A 19,588-nucleotide genomic window follows, 5' to 3' on the forward strand; every position below is an offset into this window, starting at 1 on the left:
TCAGAACATTCAGCAACACATAGAGACTCACAAGGAGAAAGGCCATGATGCCGGTTCGCCGCGACCTCCGTTTCAACTTGCCGCAGGAACGTGCCTGCGATTGGCACGTGCAGGGCTCGCATGTGACACACTTCTTCAATGCGCTTTCGCTGCTGTTTCCGGCCGGCGAGCGTTTCTTCATGGACAGCGTGCGCAACTACCGCGACCAGATCGACGACCCGGTGCTGAAGAAGCAGGTGCTCGGCTTCATCGGCCAGGAGGCCATGCACACGCGCGAGCATGTGGAGTACAACGATCTGTTGCAGGAAGCCGGCTTGCCCGCGCATAAGCTCGACAAACGACTATGGGCGATTCTCAACTTCGGCCGCAAGGTTCTGCCGCATTCGTACCAGCTCGCGGTCACCGTCTGCCTCGAGCATTACACGGCGATGCTGGCGGGCCTGCTGCTGCAGGACGCGACGCGCATCGGCGGGTCGGTGGAGGGCTATACGCAGATGTGGACCTGGCATGCACTCGAAGAAACCGAGCATAAATCCGTTTCGTACGACGTGTGGAACACCGTGCTCAAGCCCGGACTCGGCCGTTATCTCCTGCGCACCGGCACCATGCTCGCCACCACCGTGACGTTCTGGCTGATCGTATTCGACTACCATGTGCGGCTCATCATCGCCGACCGCAAACGCGGTGGCCATCTGCGCGGCATGTGGCGCGTCGTGAAATATCTGTACGGCCCGCGCCACGGTGTGTTTCCTCGCATCGCCGGTGAGTGGTTGAGCTTTTTCCGGCCCGGATTTCATCCGTGGGATCACGACAACCGCGCGCAACTGGCGCGTATCGACGGACTGGTTGCCGCAGTCGATGCCACCAATGCGGCCACGCCGAGCGCCCGCAAGGCCACGCGGCGCGGCGTGCAGGCGGCCGCGTGATACGCGACACGCTCTCGGTCGAGGCCGGCGGCGTGCGGCTCGCGGTTTATGTGAGCGGACCGCGCGAGGCGCCGCCCGTCGTGCTGGTACACGGCTACCCTGATTCGGCGGCGGTGTGGGAACCGGTGCGCGCGCAACTGGATGCGCGCTATCGCGTGATCGCCTACGACGTGCGCGGCGCGGGAGCTTCCGAGGCACCGGCCACGCGTCACGCTTACCGGCTCGAACGCCTCGCCGCCGATCTTGCCGCCGTCGCCGACGCCACGTGCGGCACGCGGCCGTTTCACCTCGTCGGGCACGACTGGGGCTCGATTCAATGCTGGGAAGCCGTGACCGATCCCGCGTTCAAAGGCCGCATTGCTTCGTACACGTCGATCTCGGGGCCGTGTCTCGATCATGCTTCCTTCGACTTGCGCGGCGGGGGTGACACTCAACCCGCGCAGCAGACAAAGAAGCGCCCGTTCGGCAGCAGTGTCCGGCAGACGCTCAAGTCCTGGTATATTTTCTTTTTCCATTTGCCGTGGCTGCCCGAGCTGGTATGGCGCGCGGGCGGCGCACGTCTGTGGCCGCTATGGCTGCGGGTGACGGAACGCGTGCGCCCGGCGCCCGATCCCGCGCAGATGCGCAACGCGATCAACGGCTTGAATCTCTACCGCGCCAATTTCATCGACAAGCTGCTGCACCCGCGCGCGCGTCACGCGCACGCGCCGGTGCAATTCCTCGTGCCGTTGCGTGACCGTTATGTCGGGCCGGCGCTATCGCTCGGACTCGAGGGCTGGCTCGGCGCATATGAACGCATCGAGATCGATGCCGGCCACTGGGTCGTGCTGCGCGAACCCGAACGGATCGCGGCAGGCATCGAGCGTTTCGTGGAACGGCACCGCACGGACCATGGCGGCTCGGCCGCATCGACGCTCAACGCTCGCGCGGCAGGCGTGTGAACAGCGTCGGATAGTCGATCACGAGGCCGTCTTCGTCCACCTTCATGTCGGCCGTAAAGTCGCGGAAGATGCCCTCGTAGCGATACTCGCCGTGCAACGCGATGCACGTATAGGCTTGCTCCACGCGCGTGACCTGCAAATCCGGCGTCGAGATATACGCTACCGAAATGGGCCGGCGCTCGCCCTCGGCCAGTTGCAAACGGCGAATCGGCAGCGTGTTGGTAAACGGCGTGGCGGCGATATCGATGTCGATGCAACCTTCGATCGCACTCAGTTCAAGCCCGTGGCCATCGCGCCAGTGGCCCTCGCCATCGCCATGTAATTCCAGTTCGCCGCCGCCGACGATCTTCAGCCACGCAAAGCGCGTGCGCCATTGCGCGTCGCAACGCACCTTGTAGTGCAGCCCATACGGATTCCCATAGCGCTGCCCGACCAGCACGCTTTCTACCGCGAAGCCATCCTCATGCGCGTCGAACGCCAGATGTTCGATGCCGTCGCCCTCTTCCGATGCCCACCGTACCTCACGCATCTGACTGTCTCCTCGTGAAACGGCGCGGCCTGCACGCCGGGCTACTATCGTAGCGCGAAAGCTTTCGGCTCACCGACACGCCGTGGCGTGGCCGGCCTGTGTCGCAAATAGCCACTATCAAGCATGGCGATGCACGGCGCGGCGTAGCTGGCCTATCCTCGCCATTCCCAGCTCTCCTGCCTGCGCGCTTGCCGTGCGCGCCCGGATTTGCGCCTCATCGACATCACGCCGCCTTCACATCATGCACGCCCCCGCGACCGAAGCTCAATCCGCCGCCTTGCGCACGCTGTTGCGCAGTGTCGGCCAGATCGTGCTGCAACCGAACGCCTTCACCGGCGCGTGCCTGCTCGGCGCGTGGCTGCTCGACGACCCGCGCCTCGCTTGCGCCGCGCTCATGGGTGCGGTTGCGGCCAATGTGAGCGCGGTCCTGGCCGGATATCGCGAGGACGAGACGCGTGCCGGCTTGCACGGCTTCAACGGCGCGCTGGCGGGTCTCGCCGCCTTCAGCTTCATCGCCGACAATGCCACCGCCGCCGCGGTGGCGATTCTCGCCGCCACCGCCACTGCATGGCTTCTGGAGCCATGGTCGCGCATGCTGCGCGCGCGCGGGCTCGGCTTTTTTTCAAGCCCGTGTCTGATCATCAGCTGGCTTTGGCTGCCGTTTGTCGCGGCGAACGCGCAACCGGCAAGCGTGGCCGCGATGTCTGCATCGCGCGCGCTGCAGTGGAGCGGCGGCCTGCTCGCCGGTTTCGCGCAAACCGCCTTCGCATCGGACGCACTGCCTGGCTTGCTGGTGTTGATCGGGATCGCGGCTTCGTCACGCAAGCATGCGTTGCGGGCGTTGATCGGCGCGGGGTTCGCGAGCGTCGCGCATCTAATGCTTGGCGCGACGGCAAGCTCGTTCGATGCAGGCCTGTTAGGATTCAACGGCGCGCTGACCGCGCTCGCGCTTGCCGACTGCGGTGTCGTTACGATGCTCGGCGGTGTGGCCCTGTCGGTCGTGCTGCAAGCGGCGGCCGCCCACATCGGCTGGCCGGTTATGACAGCGCCTTTCGTCCTCGCGACGTGGAGCGTGCAATGGCTCAGGCAGCGCTCGGCGCATGGCGTCGCGGCCGCTGAACCGGCGCAGCGGATCGACGCCGTGCGCAGCGCGGCGACTCCGGATCCGGCCAGAAGCGTAAGTTAGGCCGTCGGGGACCGTCATGCACGCACCGCGGTGCTGCAAAAATTTCAGGAGACAGTCATGTCGTTCACTCACACCCCTGCCGGCCGCGTCGCCGAAGCGGGGCCACGGTCCGATGCGGAGCGGCAAACCCGCGTCGACCTCGCCGCCGCCTATCGGCTCGCGGCGCTCAACGGCTGGGACGATCTGATCTACACGCATATCTCGGCGAGCGTTCCGGGCGAGCCCGGCCACTTCCTGATCAATCCATTCGGCCTCGCCTTCGATGAAGTCCGCGCGTCGAACCTCGTGAAGATCGATATAGACGGCAACATCGTCGGCGCGAGCGAACATGCGGTGAACGCGACCGGCTTCGCGCTGCACGCGGCGGTTCACGCGGCACGCGCCGATGCGTTCTGCGTGATGCATTTGCACAATACGGCGGGCGTGGCGGTTTCCGCTCAGCCGGCCGGCCTGCTGCCCGCTTCGCAACATGCGCTGCGCTTTTACGGCCACCTCGCGTATCACGCTTACGAAGGCCTTGCGTTCACACCGGCGGAGGGCGAGCGTCTCGTCGCGCATCTCGCCGGCAAACCCGCCATGCTATTGCGCAATCACGGCACGCTGACCGTTGGGCGCACCGTCGCGGAAGCCTATGTGCTGATGGCAACACTGCTCAAGGCATGCGAGATCCAGTTGCAAGCGCAAGCATGCGGCGCGGAACTCGTCGTGCCGAGCGATGCAGTCGCCGCACGCACCGCGGAACAACTTTACGACGGCGGCGCCATTGAAGGCGCACTCGAATGGCCTGCCCTGCTGCGCAAACTCGACAGGCTCGATCCCGGCTATCGCGCTTGAATTCGCCTCACGCTCACCTCAAACCCATCCCTATACGGAGTCATGCCATGCCCACGTTTCATATCGAACTCTTCGAAGGCCGCTCGGTGGAACAGAAACGCCAGTTCGTCGAAGCCATTACCCAAGCGACCTGTGAATCGCTTGGCGTCGAGGCCAACTCGGTGGAGATCATTCTCACCGACGTGAAGCGCGAAAACTGGGCAACGGGTGGACGTTTGTGGTCTGACGCGTGAAGGCGAAGCGCGCCGTACGCACCGGCCGATACGACGCGCGCAATGCCAGGCGGCCGGCGTCGTCGAAGAGGCTGCGCGCATTGCGCGCGCAGCCTGTGATGCTCGGCGACGCGCGTTAAAAAACGCGCCGCCGTGGCGGCGTAGCAACACACCGCCACTGGGTTACGCCATCAGAACTTGTGGATGATGCCCACGCCCGCGGCAAACTGGCTACGCGACGAGGACGGCGCGCTATTCTGACCGTCGCCGATATCAGCCGTTGCATTGATGATGCTCACGCCGTTCGTGCCCAGCGTCTGGCCGCCTGCGCGTTGATACGCCTCGAGCGCGTACAGACCGGTGCGCTTGGAGAGGCTGTAGTACTGCGACAGGTTGAACTGCTGGTAGCTAGCCGAGCTCGTGATGCCGTTCGCTTTGGTAGCGCGCGTATAGCTGTAGCCCGCAGCCAGGTCCAGTGCCGTCAAAGGCTTGAAGTGCAGCACGGCGCCGCCTGTGTTGAAGATCGCCGTGGTGTGGAAAGGCGAGTTGATACCCGGAATGTACTGCACGTTCGAGTACGAGAACGACACATCCCACTGCGGGGTGAAGGTATAGCCACCCGTCACCGCCACGCGCTGCTGAGCCTGGGCGCGCTGATAGCCGTTGTTGATGCCCGACACGCCAGCCTGCGCGCCGTTGTTGGACGTCGTGGAGTCAGCGCCCCATGCGCCGCCGCCAGGCGTCGAGTTGTTGATGCGCTGGAAGCCGGCCGCAATGCCGAACGGACCATTCAGGTACTGCAACGCCGCGCTCCACGTCGAACCGGCGTTGAAGCTGCCCGGCACGCCGCCCAGCGAATACGAGCCGCTAGCCGTCAGGCCGTACAGGTTCGGCGACGTGTACACCAGCGAGTTATTCGCGCGGTACAGCGTATCCAGAGAGTCGATGTCGCCCGGGTGCGCGCCGTATGCGCCCGTCAGCCACGTGGTCGGGCTATACGGCGAGAGCATCGTGTAGTACGACGTATATTGGCGGCCGGCCGTGAACGTACCGTAGCTGGCGTTGGCCACGCCGACATAAGCCTGACGGTTGAACCCGAGGCCGGAGACGGACTGTGCGCCGGTTGCGCTGTTAAAGCCCTCTTCCAACTGGAAGATCGCCTTGGTGCCGCCACCCAGATCCTCCGAGCCCTTCAGGCCGAAGCGGCTGCCAGCCCAGACCCCGTTGACCATTTTCACAACCGAACGGCCGCCGGAGGTCGAGCCGAGCGTCGTCTGACTGCTCTGATAACCGATCCCCGCGTCTACGATCCCGTACAACGTCACGCTGCTCTGAGCGTGTGCGCCGAGGGCGACCAACCCAAGGGCCGAGGTTGCTAGTGCCTTTTTCATTTCTGCTCCTCTTTAAAAGATTATTCTTTGTTTGCCGCACTGTACGAGCGCCGCCGGGCGCCCCCAAAGGACATATTCTTCGGGACGCTAATTAAGGATTTCAAAATACCGGGTGACCATTGATCAGGCTAGGCAACCACGTGGAAAACATCGGTACATAAGTGACGATGTTGATCGCGCTGAAGATAGCCAGGTAATACGGCCACGCCACCTTGGTAGTTTCACCAATCGACACATTGCCAATCGCGCAGCCAATAAACTGCACCGAGCCGATCGGCGGGTGCACCAGACCCAATGCGCAGTTCAGCAGGATCATGATCCCGAACTGCACCGGGCCGACGCCGGCGTGCATCGCCATCGGCAGGAACAGCGGCGTGGTGATCAGGATGTGCGCCGCCATATCGACGAACGTGCCGAGGAAAATCTGGATCAGGTTGATGTACAGCAGCATCAGCCACGGCAGGCTGGTCGCGCCGTCGAGCATGTGTTCGATCGCGTCCGGAATCTCCAGATACGCCATCTGGTAGCGCAGCATGTTCGACACGCCGATCAGCAGCAGCACCACGCCGGTCGTCTTGGCAGCCTTGGAGAGCGCGTGAAACAGCTTCTTCATCGTCATCGAGCGATACACGACGATCGTCAGCACCAGCGAATAAAACACGGCGATTGCAGCGGCTTCTGTCGCTGTAGCAATGCCCTTTGCCACGCAGACCAGAATGATCGCAATCACCATCAAGCCGGGCAATGCGCCAAGGAATGTGCGGGCCACGGCGAACCAGCCGGGGAATCGCTGCAGTTCCGTCGAGCCGTCGGGACGGCGCGGATAACCGTATTTCACCGCTTGCCAGTACGCGGCGACCAGCACGAAACCCATCACCCACAGCACCGGCAGCAGACCGGAAAACAACAGATCGCCGATCGAGACGCCGCTCATCGGGTGTCCATTCAACGTGCCGGTGATACCCTGCGCCGCGAATGCGTAGATGATCATGTTGGTCGACGTCGGCATCAACGCGCCCGCCAGCGACGAGTGCGTCGTCACGTTGACCGCATAGGCCGCGCTGTAGCCTTCACGCTTCATCAACGGAATGACCACGCCGCCCATCGCCGACGTGTCCGCCGAGGGCGAACCGGAGACCCCGCCGAACAACGTGCAGGCGACCACGTTGGCCATGCCGAGACCGCCGCGGAAATGCCCGACCGTGGCTTGCGCGAAACGCAGGATGCGGTCCGCAATGCCGCCGTGCAGCATCAGCTCACCGGACAGAATGAAGAACGGGACCGCGAGAAACGAAAAGCCGTTGATCCCCGAGATCATCGACTGCATGGCGGTGGCCGCCGGCAAACCCTCGTACAGATAGGTCAGGACGCACGAAAGCCCTAGCCCGAATGAAACAGGAACGCCGAGAAGAAGAAAGACAAGGAAACTGACGGAGAGGATGGCGAGTTCCATGATTGCTCTATTTTTGTTTCTGTGCAAAAAGCGCGAGCAGGTTCTCTAGCGAGAACATTGCAATGCAGACGCTGGCAAAAACCGGGATGCAATAACGCAAAGATTCAGGCAAGCCAATAATGGGAATCCGGTCTTCCATGGTGGCCTCCACCATCTGCAGACAGCCGAAGAAAACCGCTACCGCGAACGTGATCAGGCAAATGTGCTGAAAGGCCGTCGCGACGAGTTGACCCTTCGGCGGCAATTTCTTGACGAGCGAGTCGAGCCCGATATGGCCGCCTTCGCGCACTTTGAGCGCGGCGCCGAACATGGCGATCACGATCACCAGCAGAAGCGCGATGGGCTCGACGAAATCCGGTGCATCGCTGAATACGTAGCGCATCACGACGCTGTAGATCACCAGCAGGCTCAGCACGGCGAGACTCACCGACGCTACGACAACCAGCACGCGGAACAGAAAATCATTTGGGCGCTTTATGAAACTCATTGACCCCATCCTTGCATACGACCGACCTGTCTTTATTAGTCAGCAATCCTGTTCGACTCTTCAGTTCAGGAAGCGCGCAGCGGCAGCGCTCACGACTCTTCTCGCGAGCCCTTCGCGCCGCTGCGTTGCTTCCTTTCAGGCGAACCTTATTTGACTGCCTGGATTTCGTCGACGATCTGCTTCATTTGCGGGGTCTTTTCGTACTTTGCCCAGACCGGTTGCATGACCTTGACGAACGCGGCACGATCGATCTGCGACGCGCCGACGATGGTCGCGCCGCCCTTCGTGACGGTCTTGCTCGCGTCGGCTTCGCGCGCGGTCCACAGCTTCTGGTAGTACGGCACCGAGTCGGCGGCAGCCTTCTTGATGATTTCCTGTTCCTGCGGCGACAGCGTGTCCCACACCTTCTTCGAGAACACCAGCACTTCCGGCGTCATCGAATGCTGGGTTTCGGAGTAGACCGGCGCGACTTCGAAGTGCTTGGTTTCTTCGTACGACGGCAGGTTGTTTTCAGCGGCATCCACCAGACCCGTCTTCAGGCCCGTGTAGACCTCGGCGAACGGCATCGGCGTGGGCGTGCCGCCCATTGCGCGGATTTCGTCGACCATCAGGTCGGACGGCTGCACGCGAACCTTCAGGCCCTTCATGTCAGCGGGCGTGTGAATCGGCCTCTTGGTGTAGATCGAACGCGCGCCGCTCTCGTAGAACGTCAGCGCGATCATGCCCTTCGCCTTGAAAGCGTCGAGAATCTTCTGGCCTTCCGGGCCGTACATCACTTTGCGGAAATGGTCGATGTCGCGAAACAGGAAAGGCAGCGACGGGATCATCGATTCAGGAACGATTTCGTTGAAAGCCGCGCCGTTGGCACGCGCCATGTCCAATGCGCCGATGCGCACCTGATCGATCGTGTCGTTCTCGGAACCCAGCGCGCTATTGCCGAAGACCTTCACCGTGTCCTTGCCGTCGGTTGCCTTCTTGATCTGCTCTCCCATGTATTTCACGGCCATGTTGGTCGGATAGGTGTCGCCATGCACGTCCGACACGCGGAACACACGCGCTTGTGCCGACACGGTGCTGAAGGCCAGCGCCGAAGCCGCGACGATCATCGAAACACGGGAAAAGGCAAACTTCTTGTTCATCGTGAAATTCCTTGAAAAATTGACCATCCAATCGATTGCGGGGGGGGCGCCTGCGGAGGACCGCTTACGGGTGACCGCCTTCGGATGCGACATGGTTTTGCTGCGTCTCCCGGCTCGGCACCCGCCACCGCTGGTGGTCACGCGCGCTTTGCCGTGCTGGTCTGTGCAACTTCCCCGGCTCAGATACTCAGCACTCCTGTCAGACAACTCCACTCCTTTACTTTTGCTTCAACTGCTCGGCTTGCGCCTCGCGCGCGAGTCATCGCGCACGAGACGTTGCCCGCCTCATACCGAATAACCTGAAATTCACAGAAAGGAATTTGTTTGGGCTTATATGTTGTACGACGACATATGAAGTCTATAAAAGGCGGTTTGAGTTGTACAGACGGTATTTACCCGCACCGCAGAGACGACTGCAGGGATAACCGATCAATCGCATGTGAAGGCTAAGCGCCAGCTGGCGCGGCCTTGCCGAGGCAGAGGCCGGCGTCGCCCAAAGCTATTTTTTACAGCCGCACCGCGGGCAGACCGTCGCCTTTCCACCACAATGTTGTACGACGAGTGATGAATCGAAATAGCCAAAACAAAGGCGCCGGACATGTCGTCATGTCCGGCGCCTTGCTCCAATACGCTCCGCTTACAGCTGACCCGCGAACTCCGGTTCCGGTAACCCGGTTACGCCAGGCCGCACGGCGAACAGATGGCCGTCGTGCTCGCTCGCGTTCGCGGGACGGATCGACGTCACGAACAGCGTATCCAGATCGCGCCCACCGAAGGCGCACATCGCCGGTTTGGTGGCCGGCACGGCAATCTGCCGGTCGAGCTCCCCTTGCGGCGTAAAGCGCAGCAACAGGCCGGCGTCGTTCGCGCAAATCCAGTAGCAGCCGTCGGCATCTACCGCTGCGCCGTCAGGACGGCCCGCATGATGATTCAGATCGGCGAACACGCGACGGTTGCGCGGCTCGCCGGTTTCGATGTCAAAGTCGAATGCCCAGATCTGCCGGCGCAAAGGATGCGAGTCCGACAGGTACATGGTCGTACCTTCCGGCGACCACGCGAGGCCGTTCTGCGTGATGAGCGCGTCGACGACCGGCGCGGACAGCACACCGCGCTCGTCGAATCGATAGAGCGCGCCGGCCGGCTTGGCCGCTGCCATGTCCTGCACCATCGTGCCGGACCAGAAGCGTCCCTGGCGGTCGCAACGGCCGTCGTTGAAACGCATGTCGTCGCATGGGAAGTCCGGCGCGGCGAGCTTGCGCCCTGTCACCTGCACGGGTTCGCCGTCAGCCGAACCCTCAGTGAGCGCGACGGCGAAAAGCCCGGTCTCGCAACCGGCCAGCACCGTACCGCGCTGATCGAACGCAACGCACGCCACTTTCTCCGGCAACCGCCATTCGGAGCGTTCGCCCGAATCGACGTGTAGCCGCACGATCTTTTGCGCCGGAATGTCCACCCAGTAGAGCGCCTGTTCCGCCACGCGCCACACCGGGCTTTCGCCGACGGAGGCCGGTGCCTGTCCCGCTGCCTCCACCCGCTCCACTCGCGGGTTCGCTGCGGCGCTCACCGCTTCGGCTCCATCGGGCCGGCCAGCACGAATGGGCCGCCTTGAAAACGCTGCGTCGGATCGTCGAGGTTGGTCGTGGGTGCGGCGACCGGAAAGAGATGCTCGAATTCGATCGAACTGTCCTGCGGACGAAAGCCGAGGAACGCCGCTTTGGTGTTATCCACCCACTTGGTCCGGTTGTCCGAGACGCCATAGACGATCGCGTGGCCCACGCGGTTGGTAAACAACGAGCAGCGCACCAGCTCGATGAAGTCGCGATAGCTCAGATACGTGACGAGCATGCGCGGATTCTTCGGCTGCTCGAACGACGAGCCGATCCGCAGGCACACCGTCTCCAGACCGAAACGATCGAAGTAGTAACGCGACAACGATTCGCCGAAGCACTTCGTCACGCCGTACAGACTATCGGGACGCAACGGCGCGTCGACATCGACCACCTCCGTCACCGGATGAAAGCCCACCGCGTGATTCGAGCTCGCATACACGATGCGCTTCACGCCCTGCTTCTGCGCAGCCGAATAGAGGTTGTACAGGCCGCGAATATTCGCTTCGAGCAGATCTTCAAACGGCGCCTCGACGGAAATGCCGCCGAGGTGAATCACCGCGTCCACGCCTTCGAGCAGCGCGTGAACGGCGGCTTCGTCCGCGAGATCGACGCTCGCGGCTTCTTCGTGGGCCGCCACGTCGCCGAGCGGCGCGATATCCGAGACGCGCACGATATCGGCCCACGCGGCGAGCGCGCCACGCAATTGCTTGCCCAGGTTGCCCGCCGCGCCAGTCAGCAGCAGACGGCGGAAGGGTTTCTGTGCGGCGCCGCGATCGAGGTTCGAGTCAGTCATGTTTCTATTGTGGTGTGAGTGCGATCAGGTCTGCATGATGCATGCAGACCTGGTGTGTCGAGCGAGCCGATCAGGTCACCGGCGCCGGATTGAACAGCACCAGCGCATTGTGGAGCTTGAGTTTTTCCGCGCACGTTTGCTTGCGTCCGCTGGCGATGTCGAGCATCAGGCGGAACAATTCCCAGCCCACCTCTTCGATGCTCGCCGCGCCGGTCGCGATGGTGCCGGCGTTGACGTCCATCAGGTCATGCCAGCGGCGCGCGAGGTCCGAGCGCGTTGCGACCTTGATGACCGGCACCTCGGCGAGGCTATAGGGCGTGCCGCGTCCGGTGGTGAATACGTGCAGGTTGATACCGGCCGCCACCTGCAACGTCCCGCAGATGAAATCGCTCGCCGGCGTAGCCGCATAGATCAGGCCTTTCTGCTTGACCTTTTCGCCCGGCGACAACACGCCGGAAATGGCCGAATTGCCGGACTTGATGATCGAGCCCATCGCCTTTTCGACGATGTTCGACAAACCGCCCTTCTTGTTGCCCGGTGTGGTGTTGGCGCTGCGGTCCGCGCCGCCGCGCTTCAGATAATCGTCGTACCACTGCATCTCGCGGATGATCGCCGCGGCGACCTCCGCGTTCGCCGCGCGCGCCGTCAACTGATCGACGCCATCGCGCACTTCGGTGACTTCGGAGAACATGACCGTCGCGCCGGCACGCACCAGCAGGTCGGTCGCGAAGCCCACCGCGGGATTCGCGGTCAGTCCGGAAAACGCGTCGCTGCCGCCGCATTGCACGCCGACCACCAGATCGGACGCCGGGCAAGTTTCGCGACGGCGATTGTTGAGCCGCTTCAGATGACCCTCGGCCATTCTCATGATCGACTCGATCATCGACTGGAAGCCGACGTGCGCGTCGTCCTGAAGCACCACGACGTCGCCGTTCAGATCAGCCTCGATATCGCCGATGTCCGCGACTTCCGCCACGTTCGCGGCCGCCGCGATCGGAATCGTGCCGGGCGGCATCAGGCGTTCGGGCTGCAGCTTCTCGCAGCCGAGGCTGACCATCATCACCTCGCCGCCGAAATTCGGATTCAGGCTGATATTGCGCACGGTGCGGATCGGCACCATCGCGTCGGGCGCGTCGATGGCGACACCGCAGCCATAGGTGTGGCCGAGGCTCACCACGTCGTCGACATTCGGGTACTTGGGCAGCAACTCGGCCTTGATGCGGGTGACCGCATGCTCGACCACGTCGGCCACGCATTGGACCGTGGTCGTAATGGCGAGAATGTTGCGCGAGCCGACCGAGCCGTCCGCGTTGCGATAGCCCTCGAAGGTGTAGCCCTCGAGCGGCGGCATTTCCGGCGCCTTGATCGTGGCGATCGGCAGATCCTCGAGTCCCGGCGGGCTCGGCATGCGGATCACATGTTCGTTGATCCAGCTGCCTTTCGGCAACGCCTTGAGCGCATAGCCGATCACCACGTTATAGCGGATGACTTCGTCGCCCTCGGCCAGATCGGCCAGCGCGACCTTGTGCCCTTGCGGCACGCGCTCGCGCAGTGCCAGACCATCGGGAAATACCGCGCCCTCACCCAGACCGCCGTCGTTGACGACGATCGCGACATTGTCATTGGGGTGAACGCGAATGTAGAGCGGAGATTGTTCCATTGCATCGATCCTTATGGCGCTGCACGCCTGTCGCGCCGACTATTCATACGTCATCCTACAACATGAAAGATTGCGCAGACGTTCCGTATTTACCCTAGGACAAGCATTATGCTGCGAAATGACCGTTGAGTTACCGAAATTCTTGTTGTACGATGACGTATAAGAAATCTCCATTTCTACTGATCGAACCCTCCGCGGAACCATCCGCGAACTATTCCGACGCTCTGGATACTCATCATGACGACACCGCAGGAACTCAAGCAGATCGTTTCCGAAGGCCTCCTGTCCTTCCCCGTTACCGACTTCGACGAACACGGTGATTTCCGCGCCGACACGTATGCCGAGCGCCTCGAATGGCTCGCTCCTTACGGCGCGTCGGCACTGTTCGTGGCCGGCGGCACGGGCGAATTCTTCTCGCTCACGCACAACGACTATTCGAACGTGGTGCGCACCGCTACCGAAGTCTGCAAAGGCAAGGTGCCGATTCTTGCCGGCGCGGGCGGCCCGACGCGTGTTGCAATCGCCTACGCCCAGGAAGCCGAGCGTCATGGCGCGAACGGCATTCTGCTGATGCCGCATTACCTGACGGAAGCCTGCCAGGAAGGCATCGCCGCGCATGCGGAAGAAGTCTGCAAGTCCGTGCCGAACATGGGCGTGATCATCTATAACCGCGCGAACTCCAAGCTTAACGCCGATATGCTCGAAGGGCTGGCCGAGCGCTGCCCGAACCTGATCGGCTTCAAGGACGGCGTGGGCGAGATCGAGAACATGGTGTCGATCCGCCGCCGCCTTGGCGACCGCTTCTCGTATCTCGGCGGCCTGCCGACCGCGGAAGTCTATGCCGCCGCGTACAAGGCGCTTGGCGTGCCGGTGTATTCGTCGGCGGTGTTCAACTTCATTCCGAAGACCGCGATGGACTTCTACCGCGCGATCGCTGCAGACGATCACGCGACCGTCGGCAAACTGATCGACGAGTTCTTCTTGCCGTACCTGGCCATTCGCAACCGCCGCGCAGGCTACGCGGTCAGCATCGTCAAGGCGGGCGCGAAGCTGGTCGGCCACAGCGCCGGTCCGGTCCGCGCACCGCTGACCGATCTGACGGAAGAAGAAATGGCCAAGCTGGACGCGCTCATCAAGACGCTCGGCCCGCAGTAATCCGGCCGGCGTATCAGGCGCATACAACACCCGGCGGCCGTGCGAACGATCGCCGCGCACACGGCACCGCAAAGAGCGCCCGGGACGGCAACGTCGCCGGGCGTTTTTGTATCGCACGCCAGTATCGACGAGGCCCGCGGCTCGTTGCGCCGCGACGCCCGGGAGCCTGCTCCCAAGCATAAGAACTTCAGGAGATGTCCATGGAAATGAGCCGCACGGCGAGTGCCACCCACGTCGCGAAGCGCACTCGAGTTCGCTACGCGATCCTGCTGCTGATCTTTCTGATCACGACCTTCAACTACGCGGACCGCGCCACGCTCTCGGTCACCGGCTCGGCCATGCGCACCGAGTTCGGCTTCGACGCGATCCGCATGGGCTACATCTTCTCCGCGTTCAGTTGGGCTTACGTGCTGTCGCAACTGCCGGCCGGTTGGCTGCTGGATCGCTTCGGCGCGCGGCGCGTCTACGCCGCGAGCATTTTCTTCTGGTCGCTCTTCACACTGCTGCAAAGCTCCATCGGTTTGCTGGGCAGCGCAGCGGCGGCCGTCACCGCGCTGTTCGTGCTGCGCTTCGCGATGGGCGCGGCCGAATCGCCGGCTTTTCCGGCCAATGCCAAGGTGGTGGCGAGCTGGTTCCCGACCAACGAACGCGGCACGGCGTCGGCCATTTTCAATTCGGCGCAATACTTCGCGGCGGTCGTGTTCACGCCGCTGATGGCGTGGCTCACCCACGCGTTCGGCTGGCACATGGTGTATGTCGTGATGGGCGTGACGGGCCTTCTGCTCGCGCTCGCCTGGCTGAAGATGATGAAGAACCCCGCCGACCACCCGCGTGTGTCGCGCGCCGAACTGGAGTACATCGAACAGGGTGGCGGCGTGATCAACGGGCAGAAGAAAGCCCGCGCCGCCGACAGCATCGAAAATACCGGGGGCTGGCATCTGGTTCGCCAACTGCTGGGCAATCGCATGCTGCTCGGCGTCTATCTCGCGCAGTACTGCATCAACGTGCTGACCTACTTCTTCCTCACCTGGTTTCCGATCTACCTCGTGCAGGCGCGCGGCATGACGATCCTGCAAGCGGGCCTCGTGGCTTCGCTGCCCGCGATCTGCGGATTCTCCGGCGGCGTGCTCGGCGGCATCCTGTCCGACGGGCTGATCCGGCGCGGCCATTCGCTCACGATCGCGCGCAAGGTGCCGATCGTCGGCGGCATGCTGCTGTCGGTGTGCATCATCGGCTGCAACTATGTGACGACCGATTGGGTCGTCGTCGCCCTCATGTCGCTTGCGTTCTTCGGCAAAGGCATTGGCGCGCTCGGCTGGGCCGTGGTCGCCGACACGTCGCCGAAGGAAGCGCTCGGCCTGTCCGGCGCGATCTTCAATATGTTCGGCAACGTGGCCGGCATCGTCACGCCGATCGTGATCGGCTATCTCGTGGCGAAGACCGGGTCGTTCAACGGCGCGCTGGTGTTCGTCGGCATCAACGCCCTGCTCACGGTGTTCAGCTATCTCGTGATCGTGAAAGACATCAAACGGGTCGAGTTGCGCCCGCGCTAAAGATGCGGCGCTTATCGGTGCGGTTAGCGGTGCGGTTATCGTACTTCCCTGCGGCGGCGAAACAGACGCCGCCGCAGCGCGAGACGCCCCGGACAGCACGCCGATGCCACGCCGAGCGCCGCCACGCAAAATGATTCGGCCTCTATATAATCAGTCGTCAGACGACGGTATAATGAAACGCATGAAGTGTTCGCAACTATCTGATTCAAGGGGCGTTTTCGATGGCTACACCACTGGCATCCGCAGCACCGCCACGACGCGCTCGTAATCTTGCCGAGTTCGTCGTCAGCTACGTCACCGAGCAGATTGCCTCCAACGCCCTGAAACCCGGTGACAAGCTGCCGACCGAGTCACAGCTCATGGTCACGCTGAGCGTGAGCCGCACCGTCATTCGTGAAGCGATTTCGCGCTTGCAGGCAGGCAAGATCATCGAGACGCGGCATGGCATCGGCAGTTTCGTGCTGGAGCCGCAGCGCGAAAAACTGGGTATCGACATGGTGCCCGCCACCACCTTGCGCGACGTGTTGTCGATCCTGGAACTGCGCATCAGCCTCGAAACGGAATGCGCGGGGCTCGCCGCCCAGCGCGCCAAGCCGGATGACCTCGCGCGCATGCGCACCGCGCTCGACGCGATCGAAGCCACGCGCCACAACGGGCTGGATAGCGTCGACGCCGATCTGCAGTTTCATATCTCGGTGGCGCGCGCGACCGGCAACCGTTATTTCGTCGACATCCTCACGCAAATGGGCAGCGCGCTGATTCCGCGTAACCGGCTCGATTCGGCGGGCATTGCGCGCGCGGAACCGGACGCGTATCTGTCGCTCGTGAACCTGGAACACGAAAGCATTCTCGAAGCGATCACGCGGCATGACGCGGAAGGTGCACGCGCGGCCATGCGCATGCATCTGTCCAACAGCCGCGAGCGCTTGCGGCGTGCGAACGAAGCCGCCGAGGCGAATAGCTGATCCGCTTCGTCGCCGCGAAGTCATGGCGCAGACAGTCGCCGTGAACGCAAAGAGAAATGGCCGGGGATCGAACTGACCCCGGCCATTTTTCATTTCACGCGATCACTGATCGCGGCTCACCCGGCATTCAGCTGCGCGCGATCTCGCCATCGCGGCGGCGCCACAGGTTCAGCGGGTTGCTGTCGGTCAGCGCCTCGGGCAACAGATCGGACGGGAAATCCTGGTAGCACACCGGGCGCAGGAAGCGCTCGATCGAGGTCGTGCCGACCGAAGTCGCACGGCTATCGGACGTGGCCGGGAACGGGCCGCCGTGCACCATCGCGTGCGACACCTCGACGCCCGTCGGGAACCCGTTGACCAGAATCCGGCCGGCCTTGCGCTCGAGAATCGGCACCAGCTTCCTTGCCGCCGGAACGTCGGCGCTATCCATCTGCACCGTGGCGGTCAACTGACCGGCAAAATGCTCGGCGACCGCCAGCAACTCCTGCTCGTCCTTGCAACGCACGATGGTCGAGGCCGGGCCGAACACTTCATCTTCCAGCGCCGGCGTGGCGAGGAACGTCTGTGCATCGGTTACGAACAACGCCGCGCGAGCCTGCGTCGGGCCGCTTGCTTCCACGCCGTGCGCCACGGCTTCCACGCCTTTGATCGCAGCCAGCTTGCCTTCGCCCTCTTCATAAGCAGCGTGGATGCCGGACGTCAGCATGGTTTGCGCGGGCTTGCCGCTCAGTGCGTCGGACGCGGTTGCGACAAAGCCCTTGAGCGCGTCGCTGTCCACGGCAATTGCGAGACCCGGATTGGTACAGAACTGACCGGCGCCGAGCACCAGCGAATCGACGAAGCCGCGCGCAATGCTCTCGCCGCGCTGAGCCAGCGCGTTCGGCAGAAGGAACACCGGATTGATGCTGCTCATTTCCGCATAGACGGGAATCGGTTCGGCACGCGCCGCCGCCACGCGCATCAGCGAGGTGCCGCCCGCGCGCGAACCGGTGAAACCGACCGCCTTGATCGCCGGATGCGCGACCAACGCTTCGCCAACGGAATTCCCCGCGCCGACGATCAGCGAGAACACGCCTTCGGGCAAATCCATCTCTTGCGCGACACGCTGGATCACACGGCCGACCATCTCCGAGGTGCCAAGGTGAGCGCGGTGCGCCTTCACCACTACCGGACAACCGGCCGCGAGCGCCGCCGCCGTGTCGCCGCCGGCCACCGAAAACGCGAGCGGGAAATTGCTGGCGCCGAACACCGCGACCGGGCCGAGCGGAATCTTTTGCATACGCAGGTCGGAACGCGGCAACGGCTTGCGCTCCGGCAGCGGCGAATCGAGCGTGGCGGCGAGCCACTGACCGGCGCGCACGACTTGCGCGAACAGTTTGAGCTGCCCCGTGGTGCGGCCGCGTTCGCCTTCGAGACGCGCCTTGGGCAAGCCAGACTCCTGTTGCGCCCGCTCGATCAGCGCATCGCCCAATGCCGTGATGCCGTCGGCGATGCGTTCGAGAAATTCGGCGCGCACCGTGAGCGGCAACTGGCGGTACGGATCGAAGGCCTGCCGCGCGAGTTCACAGGCCTCGCCGACGTGGGCAACCGAGCCGCTGCCGAAAACCGGCTCCGCGATGTCCGATCCCGTGGCAGGATTGAACGCATGCAATGGTTTTTCCTCGCCGCGCACCGTTTTGCGGCCGATCAGCATTTCGCCGGTAATAGACATTTCGCTTTCCTTGGATAAAGACCTAAGATATAGGTCATCCTACAACACTGCGAGGTACTCGCGCAACCGGAAACGCTTGCCCCGCAAGGAATTCGGGTTTACGTGGCCGTTACAACCGGCAAGGTCGGTGCTAATCTGAGGCCTAGACATACGACGACCTATAACTATCGTTTTGCCGTCGTCGCAGCTTGCCCGATCCATCGTCGTTCGAGGAAATCAGCCCATGCCTGCCGTCACGCCCTACCAGCCCTTACCCAATAGTTTTCGCCGAGCGGTGCGCGGCGGCGAAACCCTGATCGGCTGCTGGGCGTCGCTCGCCAGTCCGATCGTGACCGAACTGCTCGGCGTGATCGGCTTCGACTGGATGCTGCTGGACGCGGAGCACGCGCCGAACGACGTGTTGACGCTGATCCCCCAACTGATGGCGCTCAAGGACAGCGCGAGCGCGCCGGTCGTCCGGCCGCCGGCCAACGACAGCGTGTTCATCAAGCGTCTGCTCGATAGCGGCTTCTCGAATTTCCTGGTGCCGTTCGTCGACAGCGCCGAAGACGCGGCTCGCGCCGTCGCCGCCACACGCTACCCGCCGCAGGGCATTCGCGGCGTCTCGGTGAGCCAGCGCGGCAATCGCTACGCGACCGTGCCCGATTACTTCGACATTGCCAACGACAACGTCTGCGTCATCGTGCAGATCGAAAGCCGCAAGGCGGTCGAAGCGATCGACGACATTCTCGCCGTGGACGGCGTGGACGCCGTGTTCGTCGGACCATCCGACCTCGCGGCCGCCTATGGCCATATCGGCAACCCGAGTCACCCCGACGTGCAGCAGGCCATCGCGCACGTGTTCGAACGCGCGCACGCCGCGGGCAAGCCGAGCGGCATCCTCGCCCCGGTCCAGGCCGACGCGGAGCGCTACATCGCGATGGGCTGCCGCGTCGTCGCGGTGTGCGCGGACATGGGGCTGCTGAAAGGCGCCGCGCAGACGGTTCAAAAACACTTCATGCAGAAACAGGCGGGCCAGCAGTAAGCCGGCCGCCGCGACATCT

Annotated in this window: 18 protein-coding genes; 9 read left to right on the plus strand and 9 right to left on the minus strand. The window is 63.2% G+C overall.

The genetic code is table 11. The annotated features are described in order from the left end of the window. Positions 1 to 44: 44 nt before the first annotated feature. Positions 45 to 926 carry a metal-dependent hydrolase gene (locus P0D71_RS12315; protein WP_091802032.1) on the plus strand — a complete coding sequence of 294 codons (882 nt, stop codon included), beginning with the start codon at positions 45 to 47 and terminating at the stop codon, positions 924 to 926. Next, the gene (locus P0D71_RS12320) at positions 923 to 1,867 is read left to right on the plus strand and encodes an alpha/beta fold hydrolase (RefSeq protein WP_408480227.1); all 945 of its coding nucleotides are present in this window, start codon (positions 923 to 925) and stop codon (positions 1,865 to 1,867) included. The genes P0D71_RS12315 and P0D71_RS12320 overlap by 4 nt, the downstream gene beginning before the upstream one ends. On the opposite strand, the gene P0D71_RS12325 is transcribed toward P0D71_RS12320, so the two are convergent. Then, positions 1,842 to 2,396 (minus strand): putative glycolipid-binding domain-containing protein, encoded by a 555-nt coding sequence (locus P0D71_RS12325; protein WP_408480228.1) that lies wholly within the window; start codon positions 2,394 to 2,396, stop codon positions 1,842 to 1,844. The two genes, P0D71_RS12320 and P0D71_RS12325, sit on opposite strands and share 26 nt — an antisense overlap. 241 nt (positions 2,397 to 2,637) lie before the next feature. Between P0D71_RS12325 and P0D71_RS12330 the strand changes: the two genes are divergently transcribed. The 3 genes from P0D71_RS12330 to P0D71_RS12340 are packed head-to-tail and all read left to right on the plus strand — an operon-like array spanning position 2,638 to position 4,649. After that, positions 2,638 to 3,582 carry an urea transporter gene (locus tag P0D71_RS12330; RefSeq protein ID WP_408480230.1) on the plus strand — a complete coding sequence of 315 codons (945 nt, stop codon included), beginning with the start codon at positions 2,638 to 2,640 and terminating at the stop codon, positions 3,580 to 3,582. Positions 3,583 to 3,639: 57 nt separating this feature from the next. Next, positions 3,640 to 4,416 (plus strand): class II aldolase/adducin family protein, encoded by a 777-nt coding sequence (locus tag P0D71_RS12335; protein WP_408480232.1) that lies wholly within the window; start codon positions 3,640 to 3,642, stop codon positions 4,414 to 4,416. Between the two features lie 47 nt (positions 4,417 to 4,463). Next, positions 4,464 to 4,649 carry a 4-oxalocrotonate tautomerase gene (locus P0D71_RS12340; protein ID WP_408349472.1) on the plus strand — a complete coding sequence of 62 codons (186 nt, stop codon included), beginning with the start codon at positions 4,464 to 4,466 and terminating at the stop codon, positions 4,647 to 4,649. Positions 4,650 to 4,819: 170 nt separating this feature from the next. Here the strand turns inward: P0D71_RS12340 and P0D71_RS12345 are convergent, their stop codons facing one another. From P0D71_RS12345 to garD, 7 genes are all read right to left on the minus strand, one after another. Next, positions 4,820 to 6,019 carry a porin gene (locus P0D71_RS12345; RefSeq protein ID WP_091802050.1) on the minus strand — a complete coding sequence of 400 codons (1,200 nt, stop codon included), beginning with the start codon at positions 6,017 to 6,019 and terminating at the stop codon, positions 4,820 to 4,822. Between the two features lie 100 nt (positions 6,020 to 6,119). Continuing rightward, entirely contained in the window at positions 6,120 to 7,472 is a 1,353-nt protein-coding gene (locus P0D71_RS12350) for a TRAP transporter large permease (protein WP_091802054.1), read from the minus strand. A gap of 7 nt (positions 7,473 to 7,479) precedes the next feature. Continuing rightward, positions 7,480 to 7,959 carry a TRAP transporter small permease gene (locus tag P0D71_RS12355; protein WP_091802057.1) on the minus strand — a complete coding sequence of 160 codons (480 nt, stop codon included), beginning with the start codon at positions 7,957 to 7,959 and terminating at the stop codon, positions 7,480 to 7,482. Between the two features lie 146 nt (positions 7,960 to 8,105). Continuing rightward, a complete protein-coding gene (locus tag P0D71_RS12360) occupies positions 8,106 to 9,098 on the minus strand; it encodes a TRAP transporter substrate-binding protein (RefSeq protein WP_091802060.1) in 993 nt (330 codons plus the stop codon). A 637-nt stretch (positions 9,099 to 9,735) separates the two neighbouring features. After that, positions 9,736 to 10,662, minus strand: a complete 927-nt coding sequence (locus tag P0D71_RS12365; protein WP_408480235.1) for an SMP-30/gluconolactonase/LRE family protein — start codon at positions 10,660 to 10,662, stop codon at positions 9,736 to 9,738. Further along, positions 10,659 to 11,501, minus strand: coding sequence for an NAD-dependent epimerase/dehydratase family protein (locus P0D71_RS12370; RefSeq protein ID WP_408301386.1), 843 nt, complete (start codon positions 11,499 to 11,501; stop codon positions 10,659 to 10,661). Before P0D71_RS12370 ends, P0D71_RS12365 begins: the two co-directional genes overlap by 4 nt. 70 nt (positions 11,502 to 11,571) lie before the next feature. Continuing rightward, positions 11,572 to 13,161 carry a galactarate dehydratase gene (garD, locus tag P0D71_RS12375; RefSeq protein WP_091802068.1) on the minus strand — a complete coding sequence of 530 codons (1,590 nt, stop codon included), beginning with the start codon at positions 13,159 to 13,161 and terminating at the stop codon, positions 11,572 to 11,574. A gap of 237 nt (positions 13,162 to 13,398) precedes the next feature. Here garD and kdgD point away from each other — a divergent pair, with 237 nt between their 5' ends. From kdgD to P0D71_RS12390, 3 genes are all read left to right on the plus strand, one after another. Further along, positions 13,399 to 14,316 carry a 5-dehydro-4-deoxyglucarate dehydratase gene (gene kdgD / locus P0D71_RS12380; RefSeq protein WP_408480237.1) on the plus strand — a complete coding sequence of 306 codons (918 nt, stop codon included), beginning with the start codon at positions 13,399 to 13,401 and terminating at the stop codon, positions 14,314 to 14,316. A 200-nt stretch (positions 14,317 to 14,516) separates the two neighbouring features. Further along, positions 14,517 to 15,869 carry an MFS transporter gene (locus tag P0D71_RS12385; RefSeq protein WP_408480239.1) on the plus strand — a complete coding sequence of 451 codons (1,353 nt, stop codon included), beginning with the start codon at positions 14,517 to 14,519 and terminating at the stop codon, positions 15,867 to 15,869. A 221-nt stretch (positions 15,870 to 16,090) separates the two neighbouring features. Beyond that, positions 16,091 to 16,834 carry a FadR/GntR family transcriptional regulator gene (locus P0D71_RS12390; RefSeq protein ID WP_091802078.1) on the plus strand — a complete coding sequence of 248 codons (744 nt, stop codon included), beginning with the start codon at positions 16,091 to 16,093 and terminating at the stop codon, positions 16,832 to 16,834. A 127-nt stretch (positions 16,835 to 16,961) separates the two neighbouring features. Here the strand turns inward: P0D71_RS12390 and P0D71_RS12395 are convergent, their stop codons facing one another. Continuing rightward, positions 16,962 to 18,545, minus strand: a complete 1,584-nt coding sequence (locus tag P0D71_RS12395; RefSeq protein ID WP_408480241.1) for an aldehyde dehydrogenase (NADP(+)) — start codon at positions 18,543 to 18,545, stop codon at positions 16,962 to 16,964. 223 nt (positions 18,546 to 18,768) lie between these two features. On the opposite strand from P0D71_RS12395, the gene garL reads away from it, so the two are divergent. Next, positions 18,769 to 19,569, plus strand: coding sequence for a 2-dehydro-3-deoxyglucarate aldolase (gene garL, locus P0D71_RS12400; protein ID WP_408349449.1), 801 nt, complete (start codon positions 18,769 to 18,771; stop codon positions 19,567 to 19,569). Positions 19,570 to 19,588: the final 19 nt, after the last annotated feature.

This window comes from Paraburkholderia sp. RL17-383-BIF-A (assembly GCF_046028015.1).
GTDB lineage: Bacteria > Pseudomonadota > Gammaproteobacteria > Burkholderiales > Burkholderiaceae > Paraburkholderia.

Coding starts and splice junctions, on each gene's coding strand:
- P0D71_RS12390 (WP_091802078.1), top strand. CDS start 16,091: ATGGCTACACCACTGGCATCCGCAGCACCGCCACGACGCGCTCGTAAT.
- P0D71_RS12330 (WP_408480230.1), top strand. CDS start 2,638: ATGCACGCCCCCGCGACCGAAGCTCAATCCGCCGCCTTGCGCACGCTG.
- P0D71_RS12335 (WP_408480232.1), top strand. CDS start 3,640: ATGTCGTTCACTCACACCCCTGCCGGCCGCGTCGCCGAAGCGGGGCCA.
- P0D71_RS12325 (WP_408480228.1), bottom strand. CDS start 2,396: ATGCGTGAGGTACGGTGGGCATCGGAAGAGGGCGACGGCATCGAACAT.
- P0D71_RS12350 (WP_091802054.1), bottom strand. CDS start 7,472: ATGGAACTCGCCATCCTCTCCGTCAGTTTCCTTGTCTTTCTTCTTCTC.
- P0D71_RS12315 (WP_091802032.1), top strand. CDS start 45: ATGATGCCGGTTCGCCGCGACCTCCGTTTCAACTTGCCGCAGGAACGT.
- P0D71_RS12340 (WP_408349472.1), top strand. CDS start 4,464: ATGCCCACGTTTCATATCGAACTCTTCGAAGGCCGCTCGGTGGAACAG.
- kdgD (WP_408480237.1), top strand. CDS start 13,399: ATGACGACACCGCAGGAACTCAAGCAGATCGTTTCCGAAGGCCTCCTG.
- P0D71_RS12345 (WP_091802050.1), bottom strand. CDS start 6,019: ATGAAAAAGGCACTAGCAACCTCGGCCCTTGGGTTGGTCGCCCTCGGC.
- P0D71_RS12385 (WP_408480239.1), top strand. CDS start 14,517: ATGGAAATGAGCCGCACGGCGAGTGCCACCCACGTCGCGAAGCGCACT.
- P0D71_RS12355 (WP_091802057.1), bottom strand. CDS start 7,959: ATGAGTTTCATAAAGCGCCCAAATGATTTTCTGTTCCGCGTGCTGGTT.
- garL (WP_408349449.1), top strand. CDS start 18,769: ATGCCTGCCGTCACGCCCTACCAGCCCTTACCCAATAGTTTTCGCCGA.
- garD (WP_091802068.1), bottom strand. CDS start 13,161: ATGGAACAATCTCCGCTCTACATTCGCGTTCACCCCAATGACAATGTC.
- P0D71_RS12360 (WP_091802060.1), bottom strand. CDS start 9,098: ATGAACAAGAAGTTTGCCTTTTCCCGTGTTTCGATGATCGTCGCGGCT.
- P0D71_RS12370 (WP_408301386.1), bottom strand. CDS start 11,501: ATGACTGACTCGAACCTCGATCGCGGCGCCGCACAGAAACCCTTCCGC.
- P0D71_RS12395 (WP_408480241.1), bottom strand. CDS start 18,545: ATGTCTATTACCGGCGAAATGCTGATCGGCCGCAAAACGGTGCGCGGC.